The organism is Polaromonas sp. OV174, assembly GCF_900112285.1.
Lineage (GTDB): Bacteria > Pseudomonadota > Gammaproteobacteria > Burkholderiales > Burkholderiaceae_C > Polaromonas.
In genome coordinates this window covers 1-16393 of record NZ_FOKZ01000025.1, presented here as the reverse complement: position 1 = coordinate 16393, position 16393 = coordinate 1, and the positions used below count along the sequence as shown (strand labels likewise).

Annotated in this window: 17 protein-coding genes; 16 read left to right on the top strand and 1 reads right to left on the bottom strand. The window is 61.9% G+C overall.

What is annotated here, in order from left to right:
* Positions 1-71: 71 nt before the first annotated feature.
* The 16 genes from BM160_RS18405 to BM160_RS18330 all read left to right on the top strand — a co-directional run bounded on the left by BM160_RS18405 (position 72) and on the right by BM160_RS18330 (position 16082).
* Positions 72-2171, top strand: a complete 2100-nt coding sequence (locus BM160_RS18405) for a 3-hydroxyacyl-CoA dehydrogenase NAD-binding domain-containing protein (protein ID WP_092007629.1) — start codon at positions 72-74, stop codon at positions 2169-2171.
* A 30-nt stretch (positions 2172-2201) separates the two neighbouring features.
* Entirely contained in the window at positions 2202-3377 is a 1176-nt protein-coding gene (locus BM160_RS18400) for an acetyl-CoA C-acyltransferase (RefSeq protein WP_092007628.1), read from the top strand.
* 90 nt (positions 3378-3467) lie between these two features.
* Positions 3468-5300, top strand: coding sequence for an acyl-CoA dehydrogenase (locus BM160_RS18395; protein WP_092007627.1), 1833 nt, complete (start codon positions 3468-3470; stop codon positions 5298-5300).
* A complete protein-coding gene (locus tag BM160_RS18390) occupies positions 5300-5530 on the top strand; it encodes a hypothetical protein (RefSeq protein ID WP_092007626.1) in 231 nt (76 codons plus the stop codon). Before BM160_RS18395 ends, BM160_RS18390 begins: the two co-directional genes overlap by 1 nt.
* A 224-nt stretch (positions 5531-5754) precedes the next feature.
* On the top strand, positions 5755-6543 hold the full coding sequence (locus BM160_RS18385) for an SDR family oxidoreductase (RefSeq protein ID WP_092007625.1): 789 nt from the start codon (positions 5755-5757) through the stop codon (positions 6541-6543).
* A gap of 20 nt (positions 6544-6563) precedes the next feature.
* Positions 6564-7013 carry a PaaI family thioesterase gene (locus tag BM160_RS18380; RefSeq protein ID WP_092007624.1) on the top strand — a complete coding sequence of 150 codons (450 nt, stop codon included), beginning with the start codon at positions 6564-6566 and terminating at the stop codon, positions 7011-7013.
* A gap of 96 nt (positions 7014-7109) precedes the next feature.
* Positions 7110-8126: an NADP-dependent oxidoreductase gene (locus BM160_RS18375; RefSeq protein ID WP_092007623.1), complete on the top strand. Its 1017-nt coding sequence runs from the start codon at positions 7110-7112 to the stop codon at positions 8124-8126.
* Positions 8127-8147: 21 nt separating this feature from the next.
* Positions 8148-9794 carry an isovaleryl-CoA dehydrogenase gene (locus tag BM160_RS18370; protein WP_092007659.1) on the top strand — a complete coding sequence of 549 codons (1647 nt, stop codon included), beginning with the start codon at positions 8148-8150 and terminating at the stop codon, positions 9792-9794.
* Positions 9795-9819: 25 nt separating this feature from the next.
* Positions 9820-10767 (top strand): glutathione S-transferase family protein, encoded by a 948-nt coding sequence (locus tag BM160_RS18365; protein WP_092007622.1) that lies wholly within the window; start codon positions 9820-9822, stop codon positions 10765-10767.
* Positions 10764-11228, top strand: coding sequence for a GNAT family N-acetyltransferase (locus BM160_RS18360; protein ID WP_092007621.1), 465 nt, complete (start codon positions 10764-10766; stop codon positions 11226-11228). The genes BM160_RS18365 and BM160_RS18360 overlap by 4 nt, the downstream gene beginning before the upstream one ends.
* A gap of 15 nt (positions 11229-11243) precedes the next feature.
* Positions 11244-12149: an SDR family oxidoreductase gene (locus tag BM160_RS18355; protein ID WP_092007620.1), complete on the top strand. Its 906-nt coding sequence runs from the start codon at positions 11244-11246 to the stop codon at positions 12147-12149.
* A gap of 121 nt (positions 12150-12270) precedes the next feature.
* Entirely contained in the window at positions 12271-12831 is a 561-nt protein-coding gene (locus BM160_RS18350; RefSeq protein WP_092007619.1) for a methylated-DNA--[protein]-cysteine S-methyltransferase, read from the top strand.
* Between the two features lie 79 nt (positions 12832-12910).
* Entirely contained in the window at positions 12911-13507 is a 597-nt protein-coding gene (locus BM160_RS18345) for a DsbC family protein (protein ID WP_092007618.1), read from the top strand.
* Between the two features lie 245 nt (positions 13508-13752).
* A complete protein-coding gene (locus BM160_RS18340) occupies positions 13753-14490 on the top strand; it encodes a Crp/Fnr family transcriptional regulator (protein ID WP_255368998.1) in 738 nt (245 codons plus the stop codon).
* Between the two features lie 182 nt (positions 14491-14672).
* On the top strand, positions 14673-15365 hold the full coding sequence (locus BM160_RS18335; RefSeq protein WP_092007617.1) for a Crp/Fnr family transcriptional regulator: 693 nt from the start codon (positions 14673-14675) through the stop codon (positions 15363-15365).
* A 228-nt stretch (positions 15366-15593) separates the two neighbouring features.
* Positions 15594-16082 carry a hypothetical protein gene (locus BM160_RS18330; RefSeq protein ID WP_092007616.1) on the top strand — a complete coding sequence of 163 codons (489 nt, stop codon included), beginning with the start codon at positions 15594-15596 and terminating at the stop codon, positions 16080-16082.
* A gap of 166 nt (positions 16083-16248) precedes the next feature.
* Here BM160_RS18330 and BM160_RS18325 read toward each other — a convergent pair.
* Positions 16249-16393: transposase (locus BM160_RS18325; protein WP_177219070.1), on the bottom strand; the 145-nt coding region annotated here is incomplete at its 5' end.

Here is a 16393-nt window from a genome sequence, read left to right as displayed (position 1 = left end):
AGAAGTGCAAATCCTGCCACTGGGGCGATGCACCTGATACTGAAACTTCAATCAAGGAAAGAGACATCTCAATGACAACCCATTATGAAGTTCGCGGCAGCGTGGCGCTCATCACCCTGAGCAATCCTCCTGTCAATGGCCTGGGTCACGCCACGCGCTTGAGCCTGACCGACAACCTGCAAAAAGCCAATGCGGATGCGGCCGTCAAGTCCATCGTGATCACCGGCGCCGGCAAGGCCTTTTCGGGCGGCGCCGACATCAAGGAGTTTGGCACGCCCAAGGCCTTGTCCGAACCCAATCTGCACAGCGTCATACGGGTCGTCGAGAACTCCTCCAAGCCGGTAGTTGCGGCGATTCACTCGGTCTGCATGGGCGGTGGCCTGGAGCTGGCGCTGGCTTGCCACTACCGCATTGCTGCGCCGGGCTGCAGTGTGGCCTTGCCCGAAGTCAAGCTGGGCCTGCTGCCTGGCGCGGGCGGTACCCAGCGCCTGCCGCGTGCCCTTGGCGTCGAACCGGCACTGAACATGATCGTCAGCGGCGAACCCGTCAAGAGCGAGTTGCTGGCCCAGATTCCCGGCCAGAAGCTGTTTGACAAGCTGGCCCAGTCGCCAGAATCGCTGGCCGAAGAGGCGCTTGCCTTTGCCCAGGCGATTGCCGATGCGCGCCCACTTCCGCTGGTGCGCGATCTGCCCTGCAAACACCCCAATGGCGACGCCTATTTCCAGTTTTCGCGCAATATGGTCAAGGGCATGTCCAAAAATTTCCCGGCACCACTCAAGTGCGTGGATGCCGTCGAAGCCGCGACCCGGAAAAAGTTTGAAGACGGCCTGCTGTTTGAGCGCGAAATCTTCATCAACCTGATGTGGACGCCCGAAAGCCGCGCGCTGCGCCATGTTTTCATGTCTGAACGCGCCGCCTCCAAGATTCCGGACGTGCCGAGCGACACGCCGAAACGCGACATCAAATCGATTGCCGTGATTGGCGCCGGCACCATGGGCGGCGGCATTTCCATGAATTTCCTCAACGCCGGCATCCCGGTCAAGATGCTGGAAATGAAGCAGGAGGCGCTGGAGCGCGGTATCGCCACCATTCGCAAAAATTACGAAGCCCAGGTCAAGAAGGGCAAACTCAAGCTAGACAAGTATGAGCAGCGCATGAGCCTGCTCAGCACCACGCTGAGCTACGAGGACCTGAAAGACGCCGACATGGTGATCGAAGCGGTCTTCGAGGAAATGGGCGTCAAGGAAAAGGTCTTCAAGGAGTTGGACCGGGTGATGAAGCCGGGCGCCATCCTGGCATCCAACACATCAACGCTTGACCTCAACCAGATTGCCAATTTCACCAAGCGTCCGCAAGACGTCATAGGCACCCACTTCTTCAGCCCCGCCAACATCATGAAGCTGCTCGAAGTGGTGCGCGGCGAGAAGACCGCCAAGGACGTGCTGGCCACCGTGATGGCCCTGGGTAAAAAAATCAAGAAGACGGCCGTGGTTTCTGGCGTGTGTGACGGCTTCATCGGCAACCGCATGATCGAGCAATACGGCCGCCAGGGCGGCTTCTTGCTGGACGAGGGCTGCACGCCTGAACAGGTCGACAAGGCCATTGAAAAGTTCGGCTTTGCCATGGGCCCGTTTCGCATGGGTGACTTGGCCGGTAACGACATTGGCTGGGCCATTCGAAAGCGCCGCGCGATTGAGCAGCCAGGTATGAAGTACAGCAAGACGGCTGACCTGCTTTGCGAAAAAGGGCGTTTTGGCCAGAAAACCGGTGCCGGCTGGTATGACTATGTGGCCGGCAAGCGCGATGCCATCCCCAATGCCGAGGTGGTCCAGATGATAGAGGAGCACCGCAAGGCACTGGGCATCACGCCGCGCAAGATCTCCGACGAAGAAATCGTGCAACGCCTGGTTTATTCACTGGTCAATGAGGCCGCCCACATCTTGGAGGAAGGCATAGCCTCCAAGGCCAGCGACATCGACATGGTTTACATCATGGGCTATGGCTTCCCGGTATATCGCGGCGGTCCCATGTTGTACGCCGACCAGGTGGGCCTCTTCAACGTGCTGCAAAGCATGAAGCGCTTCGCGCAAAACCCGCTCGACGACGCCGCTTTCTGGAAACCTGCACCGCTGCTGGCCAAACTGGTTGCTGAAGGCAAGACTTTCAACTGACTCCCCAGTTAACTCATTTCGGAGAAATTCATGACTTCAGCAGTAATCGTTTCCACCGCCCGCACTCCTTTGGCCAAAAGCTGGAAGGGCTCCTTCAACATGACGCACGGCGCCACCCTGGGCGGCCATGCCGTGGAACATGCCATCAAGCGCGCCGGCATTGAGGCCGGTGAAGTGGAGGACGTCATCATCGGCTGTGCCACGCCTGAGGGCGCCACGGGCGCCAACATTGCGCGCCAGATCGCCTTGCGCGCCGGCTGCCCGGTCACCGTGTCGGGCATGACGGTCAACCGTTTTTGCTCCTCCGGTCTGCAAGCCATTGCCTTGGCGGCCCAGCGCGTGATTGCCGGCGAAGCCGATATTTTTGTGGCTGGCGGCGTCGAAAGCATCTCCTGCGTACAGCAGGAAATGAACACCCATATGCTGACCGACCCCTGGCTGCTCAAAAACAAGCCTGAAATCTACTGGAACATGCTGCAAACCGCTGAGCAGGTCGCCCAACGCTACAACATTTCGCGCGATCGCATGGACGAGTACGGTGCACTTAGCCAGCAAAAAGCCACGGCAGCGCTGGCTGCCGGCCTTTTTGAAGCCGAGATCGCACCCATCACCGTGATGGCCGGTATCGTCGACCCGGTGATGGGTTTGAGCACCCGGAAAGTAAGCGTCAGCAAGGATGAAGGCATTCGTGAAGGAACCACCAAGGAAGGCATCAGCGGCATCAAGCCGGCCATGCCGGGCGGTGTGATTGCGGCCGGCAATGCCAGCCAGTTTTCCGACGGCGCCGGCGCCGTGGTGGTGATGGACGAAAAAGTGGCCGAAAAGAAAGGCCTGAAACCTTTGGGCCGTTTCCTCGGCTTTGCCGTTGCCGGCTGCGAGCCCGACGAAATGGGCATAGGCCCGGTATTTGCCATCCCCAAGGTGCTGGCCAAGCTGGGCCTGAAGATCGATGACATTGACCTGTGGGAACTCAATGAAGCCTTTGCCGTGCAGGTGCTGTACTGCGCCGACAAACTGAGCATTCCCATGGACAAGCTCAACGTCAATGGCGGTGCCATCGCCGTCGGCCATCCTTATGGCGTGACCGGCCAGCGCCTGACGGGCCATGCCTTGATCGAAGGCAAGCGACGCGGCGCCAAACTGGTTTGCGTGACCATGTGCATAGGCGGCGGCATGGGCGCTGCAGGCGTGTTTGAGGTGTTGTAAAGCCGGGGCGTTCAAGCCCTTCAGCCTAGGGGCTATCATGCCAACGCCAAGCATGATTGGCCCGTTTTCTTTTTGCCTTGAAGGCCAGTCATGAGTTTGCGATCTACCCTGGATTTCCTGCTCTACCAGTGGCTTGACGCTGAATCGCTGCAGCAGCGCCCGCGTTTTGCCGATCATTCGCGCGACACCTTTGATGCCGTGTTTGACACCTGCGAGCGCATCGCCCGCGAAAAATATGCGCCCTTCAATCGCACGGTGGACACGCAGGAGCCGCATTTCGACGGTGAAAAAGTCGTCCTGCCGCAGGCCACGCACGATGCGCACAAGGCCTACGCGGCTTCGGGCATGCTTGGCGCCGCGCAGGACTACGACGCAGGCGGCATGCAACTGCCTTACACCATTGAGGCGGCGGCCAATGCTTTCTTTGCCATGGCCTCGGTCAGCATAGGCGCCAGCCTGCTGACCACCGGTAACGCCAATTTGCTGATGGTGCACGGCACCGAGCTGCAGAAAAAGGTCTTTGCCCTGAACGAGTTTTCGGGGCGCTTTTCCGGCACCATGTGTTTGTCAGAGCCGCAAGCCGGCTCCTCTCTTAGCGACTTCATCACGCGGGCCGTGCCCGATGGCGACGATTTCGACGCCGACCCGCTTGGCCCACGCTTTCGCCTCAAGGGCAACAAGATGTGGATCTCGGCCGGCGAACATGAGTTGACTGAGAACATCATTCATCTGGTGCTGGCCAAGATTCCCGGCCCTGACGGCAAGCTGATTGCCGGCACGCGCGGCATTTCGCTGTTCATCGTGCCGAAAAAGCTGGTGAATAGCGACGGCGAACTCACAGGCGTGCGCAACGACGTGGCGCTGGCCGGCCTGAACCACAAGCTGGGCTGGCGCGGCACCACCAACACGCTGCTCAATTTTGGCGAGGGCAAATTCCCGGTGAACGGTGAGGCCGGCGCCGTCGGCTACCTGGTCGGCAAACCGCATGAAGGCCTGCGCTGCATGTTCCACATGATGAACGAGGCACGCATAGGCATCGGCATGGCCGCCACCATGCTGGGCATGGCGGGGTATGAGGCCAGCCTGGATTACGCCAAGAGCCGGCCGCAGGGCAGGCCTGTTGGATTGGGCGGAAAAGATGCGGCGCAAGCGCAGGTCCGCATCATCGAGCACGCCGACGTCAAGCGCATGCTGCTGGCGCAAAAAGCCTATTGCGAGGGTGCCCTGGCGCTGGAGCTGTATTGCGCCCGGCTGGTCGATGAGCAGCACACGGCCCATGCCCAGGCCGCCGACGACGCACGCCTGCTGCTGGAGGTGTTGACGCCGATTGCCAAAAGCTGGCCCAGCGAATGGTGTCTGGAGGCCAACTCGCTGGCGATTCAGGTGCATGGCGGCTACGGCTACACCCGCGATTTTCCGGTGGAGCAATACTGGCGCGACAACCGCCTGAACATGATTCACGAAGGCACGCACGGCATTCAGGCCATGGACTTGCTGGGCCGCAAGGTCTTGATGGAAGGGGGCAGGGGACTGCAACTGCTGGCGGCGCGCATCAAGGTGACGATTGAGCGCGCGACCCAACTGCCCGAGCTGGCGGCCCATGCCAATGCCCTGGGCCAGGCCCTGCAGCATGTGGGGCGCGCCACCCAAGCCGCCTGGGCTGGCGCCCATCCTGGCGAAGCCCTGGCCAATGCCGTGCCTTATATGCAGGGCTTTGGCCATACCGTGCTGGCCTGGATTTGGCTGGAGGTGGCACTGGCTGCGCTGAAAGCCGATAGCGCAAAATTAATAGCAGCCACTGCAGGTAGACTGGGCGCAGCACGTTACTTTTATCACTATGAGCTGCCCAAGGTGGGCGCCTGGCTTCAAGTGGTTGAACAGCGTGACATGACTTGTGCCGATTTTGCCGAGGAATCCTTTTAATGTCTTTTTTCAAATCTTCCGACGGAACGACCTCCAATAAAGCCGTGGCCCGCCTGCAGGCACTCATCTGGGTGCTGATTTATGGCGGGCTGCTGGCGCTGGTTTTGGGCCTGTCGGTGGAGCGTCTGGACGAGGACACGGGCTGGACCATGGTGGTGGGCGGCGGCATTGTTGCCGGCCTGGGTTTTGCCCTGATTTATGTGCGCTCAAGACTCAAGGTTGACCCATGAAGCCATTGGCTCTCGCGCGGGCATGGCGGGCATGAGTCGTGCGGCTCCGCTTCATAGTGGAGCCCGGTCCTGAAGTCGCCACCATGACAGCCGGGCGCCAAGCCCTGCGCCATCTTGTGCTTTACTTGGTCTTGAACCAGTGCGCGCTGTCAGCCGCCCCAAAAAAATATTCTTACCTTCGGCACCCATCGGGTGCCGAAACTTCAAACTCAAGGAGATAGTGCATGACCCGTAGCATTCAGCAATTGTTTGATCTCAAAGGAAAAACCGCCTTGGTCACGGGCGGTTCGCGCGGCCTGGGCCTGCAACTGGCCCAGGCGCTGGGCGAGGCCGGTGCCAAGGTCATGCTGAGCTCGCGCAAGGAGCAAGACCTGATCGAATCGGCCGCCGTGCTGAAGGCCGCAGGCATAGATGTCGACTGGATTGCCGCAGACTGCGCCAAGGAAGCCGATATCCGGGCGTTGGCCGACGAAACCCTCAAGCGTTTCGGCCATGTCGACATCCTGGTCAACAATGCCGGCGCCTCCTGGGGCGCACCGGCCGAAGACCACCCGGTCGAGGCCTGGGACAAGGTCATGAACCTCAACGTCCGCGGCTACTTCCTGCTCTCGCAGCACATCGCCAAGCACAGCATGATTCCGCGCAAGTCGGGCCGCATCATCAATGTGGCGTCCATCGCCGGTCTGGGCGGCAACCCGCCAGGCATGTCAATGATTGCCTACAACACCTCCAAGGGAGCGGTGATCAATTTCACCCGCGCACTGGGTTGTGAATGGGGTGCCTACAACATCACGGTCAACGCCATCTGCCCGGGCTTTTTCCCCAGTAAGCTGACGGCTGCCACATTGGCGGAAAAGGGCGACGAACTCGCCGCGCATGCGCCGCTGGGCCGCCTCGGCGATGACGAGGACCTCAAAGGGCTTTGCGTGCTGTATGCCTCGGACGCCGGCAAGCACATCACCGGCCAGTGGCTGGCGGTGGACGGTGGCGTGTCGGTGGTGACGGGCGGCTAGCCACAACTAATGGAGAAACAATGAATTTCGGCGCAGAAATCCCTTTCGTCAACCACCTCGGCTTTACCCTGGAGCGGTTTGACGGGGGTGAATCTACCCTGGGCTACAGCCCCAGCCCTGAACACCTGAACTCCTTTCTGGTCACCCATGGCGGCGCCATCATGACGCTGCTGGACGTGACCATGGCCACCTCCGCTCGTAGCGTGCAAAAAGACATGGGCGTGGTCACCATAGAGATGAAGACCAGCTTCATGCGTCCGGCCCCGGGCGATGGCAGCAAGCTCACCGGCAAGGGCCGGCTGATACACCGCACCGCCACGCTGGCGTTTACCGAGGCCACGCTTTACGACGCGCAGGGTCAGGCTTGCGCGCATGCCACCGGAACGTTTAAATACGTTAAACGGCTGCCCGTCGGCCCCAAGAGCGCCCAGTCGCTGAATCTGCCGGGCAACTCCATTTCCACCGACTAAATCGGCGTTTTATAGAAAAATAGTGCTCTAGCCCAATAGGCGCGAGCTCTAGCAGCTATTAAATGGATAGCGAAATTGTCATCACAGGAGACTCTCATGCCGCTCAATCAGCAAATCCTCCTCGATAGCCGCCCCACCGGCGAGGCCGTCGTCAGCAATTTCAAGCAGGTGAGCAGCGAAACGCCGGCCCTGCAGGACGGCCAGGTACTGGTGCGCCACCACTTTCTGAGCCTGGACCCCTATATGCGCGGCCGCATGAATGACGCCAAGAGTTACGCGGCGCCGCAGCCCCTGGGCCAGGTCATGCTGGGCGGCACCGCCGGCGAAGTGGTGGAGAGCCGCTCACCCAAGTTTCAGCCCGGCGACAAGGTGGTCGGCATGGGCGGCTGGCAGCAATACAGCGTGGTCGACGCGGAACAGCCAGGCGCCTTGCGCAAGGTCGACACCACGCATGTGCCGCTGTCGCATTACCTGGGTGCGGTCGGCATGCCCGGCGTCACCGCCTGGTATGGCCTGGTGAAAATCATAGAGCCCAAGGCCGGCCAGACCGTGGTGGTCAGCGCCGCCACCGGCGCCGTCGGCAGTGCTTTTGCCGCGCTGGCCAAGGCGCGCGGCTGCCGTGCGGTGGGCATTGCCGGCGGCCCTGAAAAATGCCGGTACGCGGTCGAGGAACTCGGCTTTGACGCCTGCATAGACTACAAGCTGCACCAGGACGCGGCCTCGCTCTCCAATGCGCTCAAGGGGGTTTGCCCCGACGGCATAGACGGCTATTTCGAAAACGTCGGCGGCATGGTGCTGGACGCCGTGCTGCCGCGGATGAATGCCTTTGGCCGCATCGCCCTGTGCGGCATGATCGCCGGCTATGACGGCCAGCCCATGCCGTTGACTCACCCGGCGCTGATCCTGACCAATCGGCTCAAGGTTCAGGGTTTTATCGTCAGCGAGCACATGGAAGTCTGGCCCGAAGCCCTCAAGGAGCTGGGCACGCTGGTGGCCACTGACAAGCTGCGGCCACGTGAAAGCGTGGCCCAGGGCATAGAAGCGGCGCCAGAGGCCTTTCTGGGGCTGCTCAAGGGTAAAAATTTCGGCAAGCAATTGGTCAAGCTGATTTAGCGCTTGCCAAAGGAGGTCGCCGTGGATACCACCCATGAGGTCTTCAACCAGCCCGAGCCGCTGGTCAACTACAACCTGTTTGAAGGCAACCAGGCGCTGCGCGCTGCGCTGAAGTTTAACGCGCCGGGGCTGGACACGGCCGAGCTCAGCCAGCTGGGCGCCACCTTGGGCCGCGCCGACATGCAGACCCATGCGCGGCTGGCCAATGTCCAGGTGCCCGAGCTGCACAGCCATGATCGCTTTGGCAGGCGTATCGACCGGGTCGAGTTTCACCCCAGCTATCACGAACTCATGAAGTTGGCGACAGATGCAGGGCTGCATGGAACACCCTGGTCTGGCGGCGGCACCTCTCCCCATGTTTTGCGCGCCGCGGGCTTCATGCTGTTCACCGAACTGGAGCCTTCGGTGTTGTGCCCGATTTCCATGACTTACGCGGCCACCCCGGCGCTGCGCGGCAATGGGGCCATCTATGCCGACTGGGGGCCCAAGCTCACCAGCCGCGCTTACGATCCGGCACTCAAGCTGTGGCAGGACAAGTCCGGCCTGACCATGGGCATGGGCATGACCGAGAAGCAGGGCGGCTCGGACGTGCGGGCCAACACGACCCAGGCTGTGGCTGCTGGGCGCGACGGCTGGGGCGAGCGCTACGCTATCACCGGCCACAAATGGTTTTTCTCGGCGCCCATGTGCGACGCCTTCCTGGTGCTGGCCCAGACTGCCAGCGGCCTGAGTTGCTTTTTTCTGCCGCGCGTCTTGCCGGACGGCAGCCGCAACGCCATCCGCATTCAGCGCCTGAAGGACAAGCTGGGCAACAAGGCCAACGCGAGTTCTGAAGTTGAATTCGAGAACGCCCAAGCCTGGTTGGTCGGCGACGAGGGGCGCGGCATTCCGCAAATCCTCGAGATGGGCACCATGACGCGGCTCGATTGCGCCCTGGGCACCAGCGGCCTGATGCGCCAGGCCTTGAGCCTGGCACTGAACCACACTTCCCAGCGCCAGGCCTTCGGCAAGCGCCTGATAGCACAGCCCTTGATGCAAAACGTGCTGGCCGATCTGGCGCTGGAGTCCGAAGCCGCCACCGCGCTGGCGATTCGCCTGGCGCGGGCGTTTGACCACCCCGGTGACGCACACGAGGCCGTGATGGCGCGCCTGCTGACGCCGGTGGCCAAGTTCTGGATTTGCAAGCGCGGCAGCCATTTCGCCCAGGAGGCCATGGAATGCCTGGGCGGCAATGGCTATGTGGAGGAGGGCGGCGAGGGCGTCATGGCCAGAATCTACCGCGAGATGCCGCTCAATTCGATCTGGGAAGGTGCGGGCAACATCATGGCGCTGGACTTGCTGCGAGCCTTGCGCAAGGCCGACGTGGTCGCTGCGCTGGCCCGGGAGTTGTCGGCCGCCCAGGGCGCGCATACTGCCCTGGACCGGCTCGCCGCCGCCTTGCCGGCCCGGGTGGAAAACATGGCGACCGAGCTGGAAGCACGCCGCCTGGCGCAGGACGTGGCCCTAGCGCTGCAGGCCGCGCTGCTGTGCCAGACGGCTCCCGGCGCGGTTTGGGCAGTTTTTTGCGATTCGCGCATCGCCGGCAACTGGGGCCAAACCTTCGGCACCCTGGCCGCAACGACCGATTTCACCAGCATCATTGCCCGGGCCATGCCCCGCCAGCCCTAACAACGCTTACTCAAGAGAGACAGCCATGTCAGAGTTAATTCTTCACCATTACCCAAACTCGCCCTTTGCCGAGAAAGTCCGGCTGATGCTGGGCTACAAGAATCTGCCCTGGAAGTCGGTCGTCATTCCCATGGTGAGCCCCAAACCCGATCTGGTGGCGCTCACGGGCGGCTACCGCAAAACACCGGTGCTGCAAATTGGCGCCGACATTTATTGCGATACGGCCCTGATCGCCGATGTGCTGGAACATCTCCAGCCCTGGCCCACGCTCTACCCCGAGCCCTGCAAAGGCATGGCGCGCACGCTGGCGCAATGGGCCGACAGCACGCTGTTCTGGGCCTCCATGGCTTTTAATATGCAGCCCAAGGGGCTGGCCCAGATCTTTGACCATGCACCGCCCGACGCGGCCAGGGTCTTTGCTGAAGACCGCAAGGCCATGAACGGCGGCATGGCGCGTGTGCGTGCCGAAGACGCGGCGGCGGCCTACAAATCCTATTTGCGGCGCCTGTCCGACATGCTCGATGTCCGGCCTTTTGTGCTGGGTGATGTGCCGTGCATCACCGACTTTGCCATGTACCACCCGCTGTGGTTCACGCGTGTGCGAACCTCGGTGCTGGCCGATATCCTGAGCGCCACGCCCGCCGTGCTGGACTGGATGGATCGCATGGCCGCGATAGGCCACGGCAGCATGGAGAAATTCAGCGCGCCAGAAGCCATTGCCGTCGCTGCTGCCGCAACACCGCTGCCGCTGCATGACGATACCTTTCAGGACGAGCACGGCATTGCGCTGGGTAGCCGGGTGCAGGTCAGGGCCGAGAGCTTTGGCCTTGAGCCTACAGAAGGCGAGCTTTTGGCCGCCACCCGCATGCACTACACCTTGCGCCGCACTGACGAGCGCGCCGGTACGGTTCATGTGCATTTCCCTCGCATTGGCTACGCGCTCAAGGCGCTGGATACGGTGAAGCCGGCATGAGCAAGCTCACAGACAGCATCAGCTGGCGCTTCGTGGATTTTGAGAGCTTGACGACCGGCGAGCTGTATGCGCTGCTGCAGCTTCGCAGCGAAGTTTTCGTGGTCGAGCAAAACTGTGTTTTCCAGGACATGGACGGCGCCGATGCCCAGGCCATGCATTTGCTGGGCACGCTGCAAGGCCAACTGGTGGCCTACGCGCGCTGCTTTGCCGCCGGCGTCAAGTTTGCCGAAGCCAGCATAGGCCGGGTGATTACGCGCGACGTCTTGCGCGGCAGCGGTGCCGGTCATGTGCTGGTGCAGCAGGCCATCGCCCAGCTGTCGCAGCATTGGGGGCGGCAGGCCATCAGGATTGGCGCGCAGGCGCGGCTGGAGTCGTTTTACGCGCAGCACGGCTTTGTCAGCTCGGGGGCGACTTACATCGAAGACGACATTCCCCACATCGAAATGTTGCGTTCGGCTTAGCTTCGGGAGTTATTGATGATCACGAATTTCAAAGGCAAAACAGCGGTGCTGACCGGGGCCGGCTCCGGCTTTGGCCTGGAGTGCGCCCGCTTGGGGGCGGCACTGGGCATGAATCTGGTCTTGGTCGACGTGCAGCAAGACGCCCTGGATCAGGCCAGCGCAGAGTTGCAGGCCACCGGCGCCCAGGTACTGGCCTTCAGGCTGGATGTATCGAATGCCGAGCAGATGCAGGCCATGAGCCGGGCCGTGCTAGAGCATTTTGGCGCGCCGCATTTTGTCTTCAACAATGCTGGTGTCGGCTCGGGCGGCTTGCTCTGGGAGAACAGCGTCAAAGACTGGGAGTGGGTGCTGGGCGTCAATCTGTGGGGCGTGATTCATGGCGTGCGCCTGTTCGTCCCCATGATGCTGGAAGCCGCCGCCAAAGACCCGGCCTGGCAGGGGCATATCGTCAACACCGCCAGCATGGCCGGGTTGCTTAATCCGCCCAATATGGGGGTCTACAACGTCAGCAAGCATGCGGTGGTCAGCCTGAGTGAAACCCTGTACCAGGATTTGCAACTGGTGACCGACCAGATCGGCGCCTCGGTACTGTGCCCGTTTTTTGTGCCCACCGGCATCAGCCAGAGTCACCGCAACCGGCCGGCCGAGCTGAGCAACAGCAAGCCGACCAAGAGCCAACTGATCCAGCAGGCTATGACGGACAAGGCCGTGGGCTCGGGCAAGGTGACGGCGGCCGGCGTGGCGCAAAAAGTCTTCGATGCCATGGTGGCCGACCAGTTCTATATCTACAGCCATCCCCAGGCGATTCACTCGGTTCAAACGCGGATGGAGGATATCTTGCAGGCGCGCAATCCGACCGACCCGTTTGCCGACAAGCCCGAGATTGGCGCACAGCTCAAGCGCGCCCTGCGTGGGGCTTGAGGCGATAGATGCACGGGTTTGGCTTGATTTTCAAGTTAAATTGGCCTGTAGCCCTTGCCTGGTATGCGCAGCTAGCTATTGATTTGGTAGCAAACTTTCAGGCCAAACGAGAACACCACTCATGACAAGCGAAGGCTTCACGCTGTTTGACACCCCGCTGGGCCGTTGTGGCATCAGCTGGGGGCCGCGCGGCATCACGGGCGTGCAGCTGCCCGAAATTAGCGATGCAGTAACCCGGGGGCGTTTGCTGCGGCGTTTTCCGGATCTTCCGGCATTGCCGCCACCGGCCGAAGTGCAGGCGGCCATCGCAGACATCGTGGCGCTGTTGAGCGGCGAGGCGCGCATGTTTGAGAGCGTCGCACTCGACATGAGCGGCGTGCCGCCGTTTCACCGCCGTGTCTACGCGCTCACGCGCGCGATTGCGCCCGGCCGCACGCGCAGCTACGGCGAGTTGGCGCGCGAGCTGGGCGAACCCGGCGCGGCGCGCGCGGTGGGCCAGGCGCTGGGGGCGAATCCGTTTGCGCCTATCGTGCCCTGCCACCGCGTCCTGGCGGCGGGCCAGCGTGCTGGCGGCTTTTCAGCGGCCGGCGGCGTGGCGACCAAGCTGCGCATGCTGCAGATCGAAGGCGCGCGCTTTGGGGCTGAGCCGGGGCTGTTCGACGCGCCGCCGCCGCCAGGCTGAGCACGGCCCCAAGCACCGGTGAGCCGAAAACCGGCTGGCAGGGGTATCCTTGCCATTCTTCAGTCCGCAGGTTCTTCTTATGACACTCAAGCCCTTCAACATCTTCCCGGCTGCGCTCATTGCCGTCAGCCTGCTGCTCTCTGGCTGTAACGACGCGCCCGGGACCGCGTCGACGAAAGCCGCTTCATCGCCGGTTTCGGTGGCGGCGATTGCCGCCGAGGCCAAGGGCTTTGCCGCCGGCTCGCCGATGAGCGCTCGCACCGTGTATGTTTTTTTCGATGCCCAGTGCCCGCATTGCGCCGCCTTGTGGGAGGCGGCGAGGCCGCTGAAGTCGCAAGCGAAATTTGTCTGGATTCCGGTCGGCATCCTGAATCCGGCCAGCACCGCGCAGGGCGCAACCTTGCTGGCGGCCAAGGACCCGGTCGCCGCCATGGATGAGCACGAAGCCTCCATGCGGGCTCAGCGCGGCGGTATCAGCGCCAGCGGTGATGCCGAGGCGCAGAAAGCCGCGGTGGTCAAAAACACCGAACTGATGACCCGTTTCGGCTTCAGCTCCATCCCGACCATCGTCGCCACCCATGCCCAGACCGGTGCGCTGGTGACGCAGGAAGGCGCCATGTCCACGGCCGCCCTGGCCGCCTTGCTGGGCTTGCAGCTTCCCGCTGCCGGCCAGTAGGCGTTTCTGCCGCCAGCCATCGGCCCTTGCCGTTTTTAGTGATGAAAATGGCTTGAAGCGCAATGAGTACGGGGGCAAGAAGCTATTTATTTGATAGCGATGTTGCGCCGGTTACGAAGTGAGGCGACTTGTTACGCTTGTGTGCGGTAGCGAACATACGCGCTAAATGCAACTGCCTATACTGAGTTGTTTTGTAAAACTTCTCGTCTCTGAGCCGCCTTGAAAGTAGCGCGTCTCAGGGCTTCATGATGGCCAATCACGCGCAACCGATAACTTCCGATCCCCAAAAGAACCAGCTGTTGGCCGCGCTGCCCGATGCCGAATGGCAGCGCTGGCTGCCGGAACTTGAAGCGGTCGACTTGCCCTTGGGCCAGGTGCTGTACGAGTCAGGCAGCACCTTGAGCCATGTGTACTTTCCGACGACAGCCATCATCTCGCTGCTTTATGTGCTGGAAAACGGCGCTTCGGCCGAGATTGTCGTCGTCGGCAACGAGGGGCTCGTTGGCATCTCGCTGTTCATGGGCGGCGAGTCCACGCCCAGCCGTGTGGTGGTGCAAAGCGCCGGCCAGGGCTTTAGGCTGCAAGCGCAGGCGATGAAAAACGAGTTCAACCGGGGCGGCCCGGTGCTGCACCTGCTGCTGCGCTATACCCAGGCCTTGATCACGCAGATGTCGCAAACCGCCGTCTGCAACCGGCACCATTCGCTGGACCAGCAGCTGTGCCGCTGGTTGCTGCTTAGCCTGGACCGGCTGCAGGGCAGTGAGCTCGTGATGACGCAGGAACTCATCTCCAATATGCTGGGCGTGCGCCGCGAAGGCGTGACCGAGGCTGCGCTCCAGCTGCAGGCTGCCGGGCTGATCCGTTACGCGCGCGGCCGCATCTCGGTGCTGGACCGGCCGGGCCTGGAGAAACGCACCTGTGAATGTTATGCCGTGGTCAAGAAGGAATACGACCGGCTGCTGCCCACCATGCAGGCGGCCTGATTTGGGTAATTAAGCGCTGGGAGGCGGGGCAGGGGAGGTGCCGGGGCGCTATGTGCGCTGGCATACGGAGACTCTGAGGTGCCTGGTGCATACTGGGTGCACCGACCTCAACTGCTTTCTACAGCAGCGCGACCTTTTACTCGCCCCGTTACCTGTTGGGGCCAGTCCACCGGAGAGCCAGTTTGGCCACCGTCCAGAACCACCTGATAGAGCGGCTTCCCCGCAAGGACCGTCTGCGCCTGCTTGCCATCTGCGAGCCGGTTCAACTGGTACTGGCTGAAGTGTTGTGCGAGCCCGGCAAACCGACGCGCCATGTTTACTTTCCCACCGAGGGTTTCATTTCTCTGGTGGCACTGGTCGAAGGCAGTCCGGGCGTGGAAGTCGGAATGGTGGGCCGTGAAGGCATGCTGGGCGCACAACTGGCTCTGGGGGTGCTTACCGCGCCTCTGCATGCGCTGGTTCAAGGCGAGGGTGCGGCGTGGCGTATTGCCAGCGCGGCCTTCAGGCTGGAGCTGGCACGCAGTACCGCGCTGCAGCGCATCCTGAACCGCTATCTCTATGTGCTGATGGCCCAGCAGGCGGCGTCGGCCACCTGCCTGCGCTTTCACCTGACCGGCCAACGTCTGGCGCGCTGGCTGCTCATGAGTCAGGACCGCGCCCATTCCGATAGCTTTCATGTGACGCATGAATTTCTTGCCTACATGCTCGGTATGCGCCGCGTCGGCATCACGACCGCCGCCAGTGTCTTGCAGCGCGGCGGGCTCATCGAATACCACCGCGGTGAGCTGAAGGTGCTTGACCGCGGCGGACTCGAAGCCGCGGCCTGTGGCTGTTATGCCGCAGACCGGCAGTCCTACACCCGCTTGCTGGGCTGACCTGCGCCGTTCCCGATCGAAACCTAGCTGAGGTGAGGCGCGAACTGCCGTGTGGGTTAATGGTTTACCAGTGCGCCGATGTGCGATACCGCACAGACAAGGCGTCCCCTATGTTTTACAAAAGAGAGCCAGGCATTTTTGTGAATCGCTTGTTGCGCACAAGGTCTGATCGGAGTTGCAGCGCCCTGCATCAGTTTTCCCAGGGAGGACTTCGAAATGAACCAGCTAATGTCCACACACGACCCCACCTTCAAGAATCAGTCCCAGTCAACACTGAAACGCCTGAGTTCCGAAGCGTTCTTTCATGAGTCAAAGCATCACGCCCCGGAGGCCGGCATGGCCGAAACTGTGCGAGCGCAGGATCACGCGTTTGTTGACACGACCCAAGTCGGCCCGCTGGCCCGCCTGCCGCCACCAAGCCATCCCTTGAATATTGCGATTGGGGATTGGGACGAGTTGTTTCGCGCCGTCGAGGAAAGGCTCACGTTGATTGTGGGCACCCGACCGGCTGGAACACCCGAGCCGCAGATGCGCGACACAGCAGGCCGGATCCAGGTCGTCGTGCTGGAGTGCGTTTCGGCATTGGACCAGTTGCATACGGCGCTCACGCATGAGCGCCTTCGCTGCCATCAGCTCGAGCTCGAACTCGAAGTCGCCGAGGCTAAAACCGCCCAGGCGCAGATGCGTGCCGAACTTTTGTATAAAAAAGGTCTCTAGGAGTCTGCGCGGCAGAAGGATTTGAGGCTCGATGAGCTTGGTAATTTGCTGTTTTCGTTGCTACCGTGGCAGTCGATCATGGTTTTGGCGCGGCACGACCGCGCTGGGGCGGCTCCTTGAGCCCTGCTGCGGGGCAGGTGCGGGCATTTTTTGCTGGTTGTTGCCCTCAGCCGCTTTGCATTGAACACATCCGGCGCAGATTGAGGGCCAGGCACACGAGCTTGAATTCGGCGCGTACCCGGTGCAGGCCCCTCATACTGAATTGGCGCAACCCCAGCACGCTCTTGATCCAGCCGTTGGGCGGCTCGGCA

Coding starts and splice junctions, on each gene's coding strand:
- BM160_RS18405 (WP_092007629.1), top strand. CDS start 72: ATGACAACCCATTATGAAGTTCGCGGCAGCGTGGCGCTCATCACCCTG.
- BM160_RS18400 (WP_092007628.1), top strand. CDS start 2,202: ATGACTTCAGCAGTAATCGTTTCCACCGCCCGCACTCCTTTGGCCAAA.
- BM160_RS18395 (WP_092007627.1), top strand. CDS start 3,468: ATGAGTTTGCGATCTACCCTGGATTTCCTGCTCTACCAGTGGCTTGAC.
- BM160_RS18390 (WP_092007626.1), top strand. CDS start 5,300: ATGTCTTTTTTCAAATCTTCCGACGGAACGACCTCCAATAAAGCCGTG.
- BM160_RS18385 (WP_092007625.1), top strand. CDS start 5,755: ATGACCCGTAGCATTCAGCAATTGTTTGATCTCAAAGGAAAAACCGCC.
- BM160_RS18380 (WP_092007624.1), top strand. CDS start 6,564: ATGAATTTCGGCGCAGAAATCCCTTTCGTCAACCACCTCGGCTTTACC.
- BM160_RS18375 (WP_092007623.1), top strand. CDS start 7,110: ATGCCGCTCAATCAGCAAATCCTCCTCGATAGCCGCCCCACCGGCGAG.
- BM160_RS18365 (WP_092007622.1), top strand. CDS start 9,820: ATGTCAGAGTTAATTCTTCACCATTACCCAAACTCGCCCTTTGCCGAG.
- BM160_RS18360 (WP_092007621.1), top strand. CDS start 10,764: ATGAGCAAGCTCACAGACAGCATCAGCTGGCGCTTCGTGGATTTTGAG.
- BM160_RS18355 (WP_092007620.1), top strand. CDS start 11,244: ATGATCACGAATTTCAAAGGCAAAACAGCGGTGCTGACCGGGGCCGGC.
- BM160_RS18350 (WP_092007619.1), top strand. CDS start 12,271: ATGACAAGCGAAGGCTTCACGCTGTTTGACACCCCGCTGGGCCGTTGT.
- BM160_RS18345 (WP_092007618.1), top strand. CDS start 12,911: ATGACACTCAAGCCCTTCAACATCTTCCCGGCTGCGCTCATTGCCGTC.
- BM160_RS18340 (WP_255368998.1), top strand. CDS start 13,753: ATGATGGCCAATCACGCGCAACCGATAACTTCCGATCCCCAAAAGAAC.
- BM160_RS18330 (WP_092007616.1), top strand. CDS start 15,594: ATGTCCACACACGACCCCACCTTCAAGAATCAGTCCCAGTCAACACTG.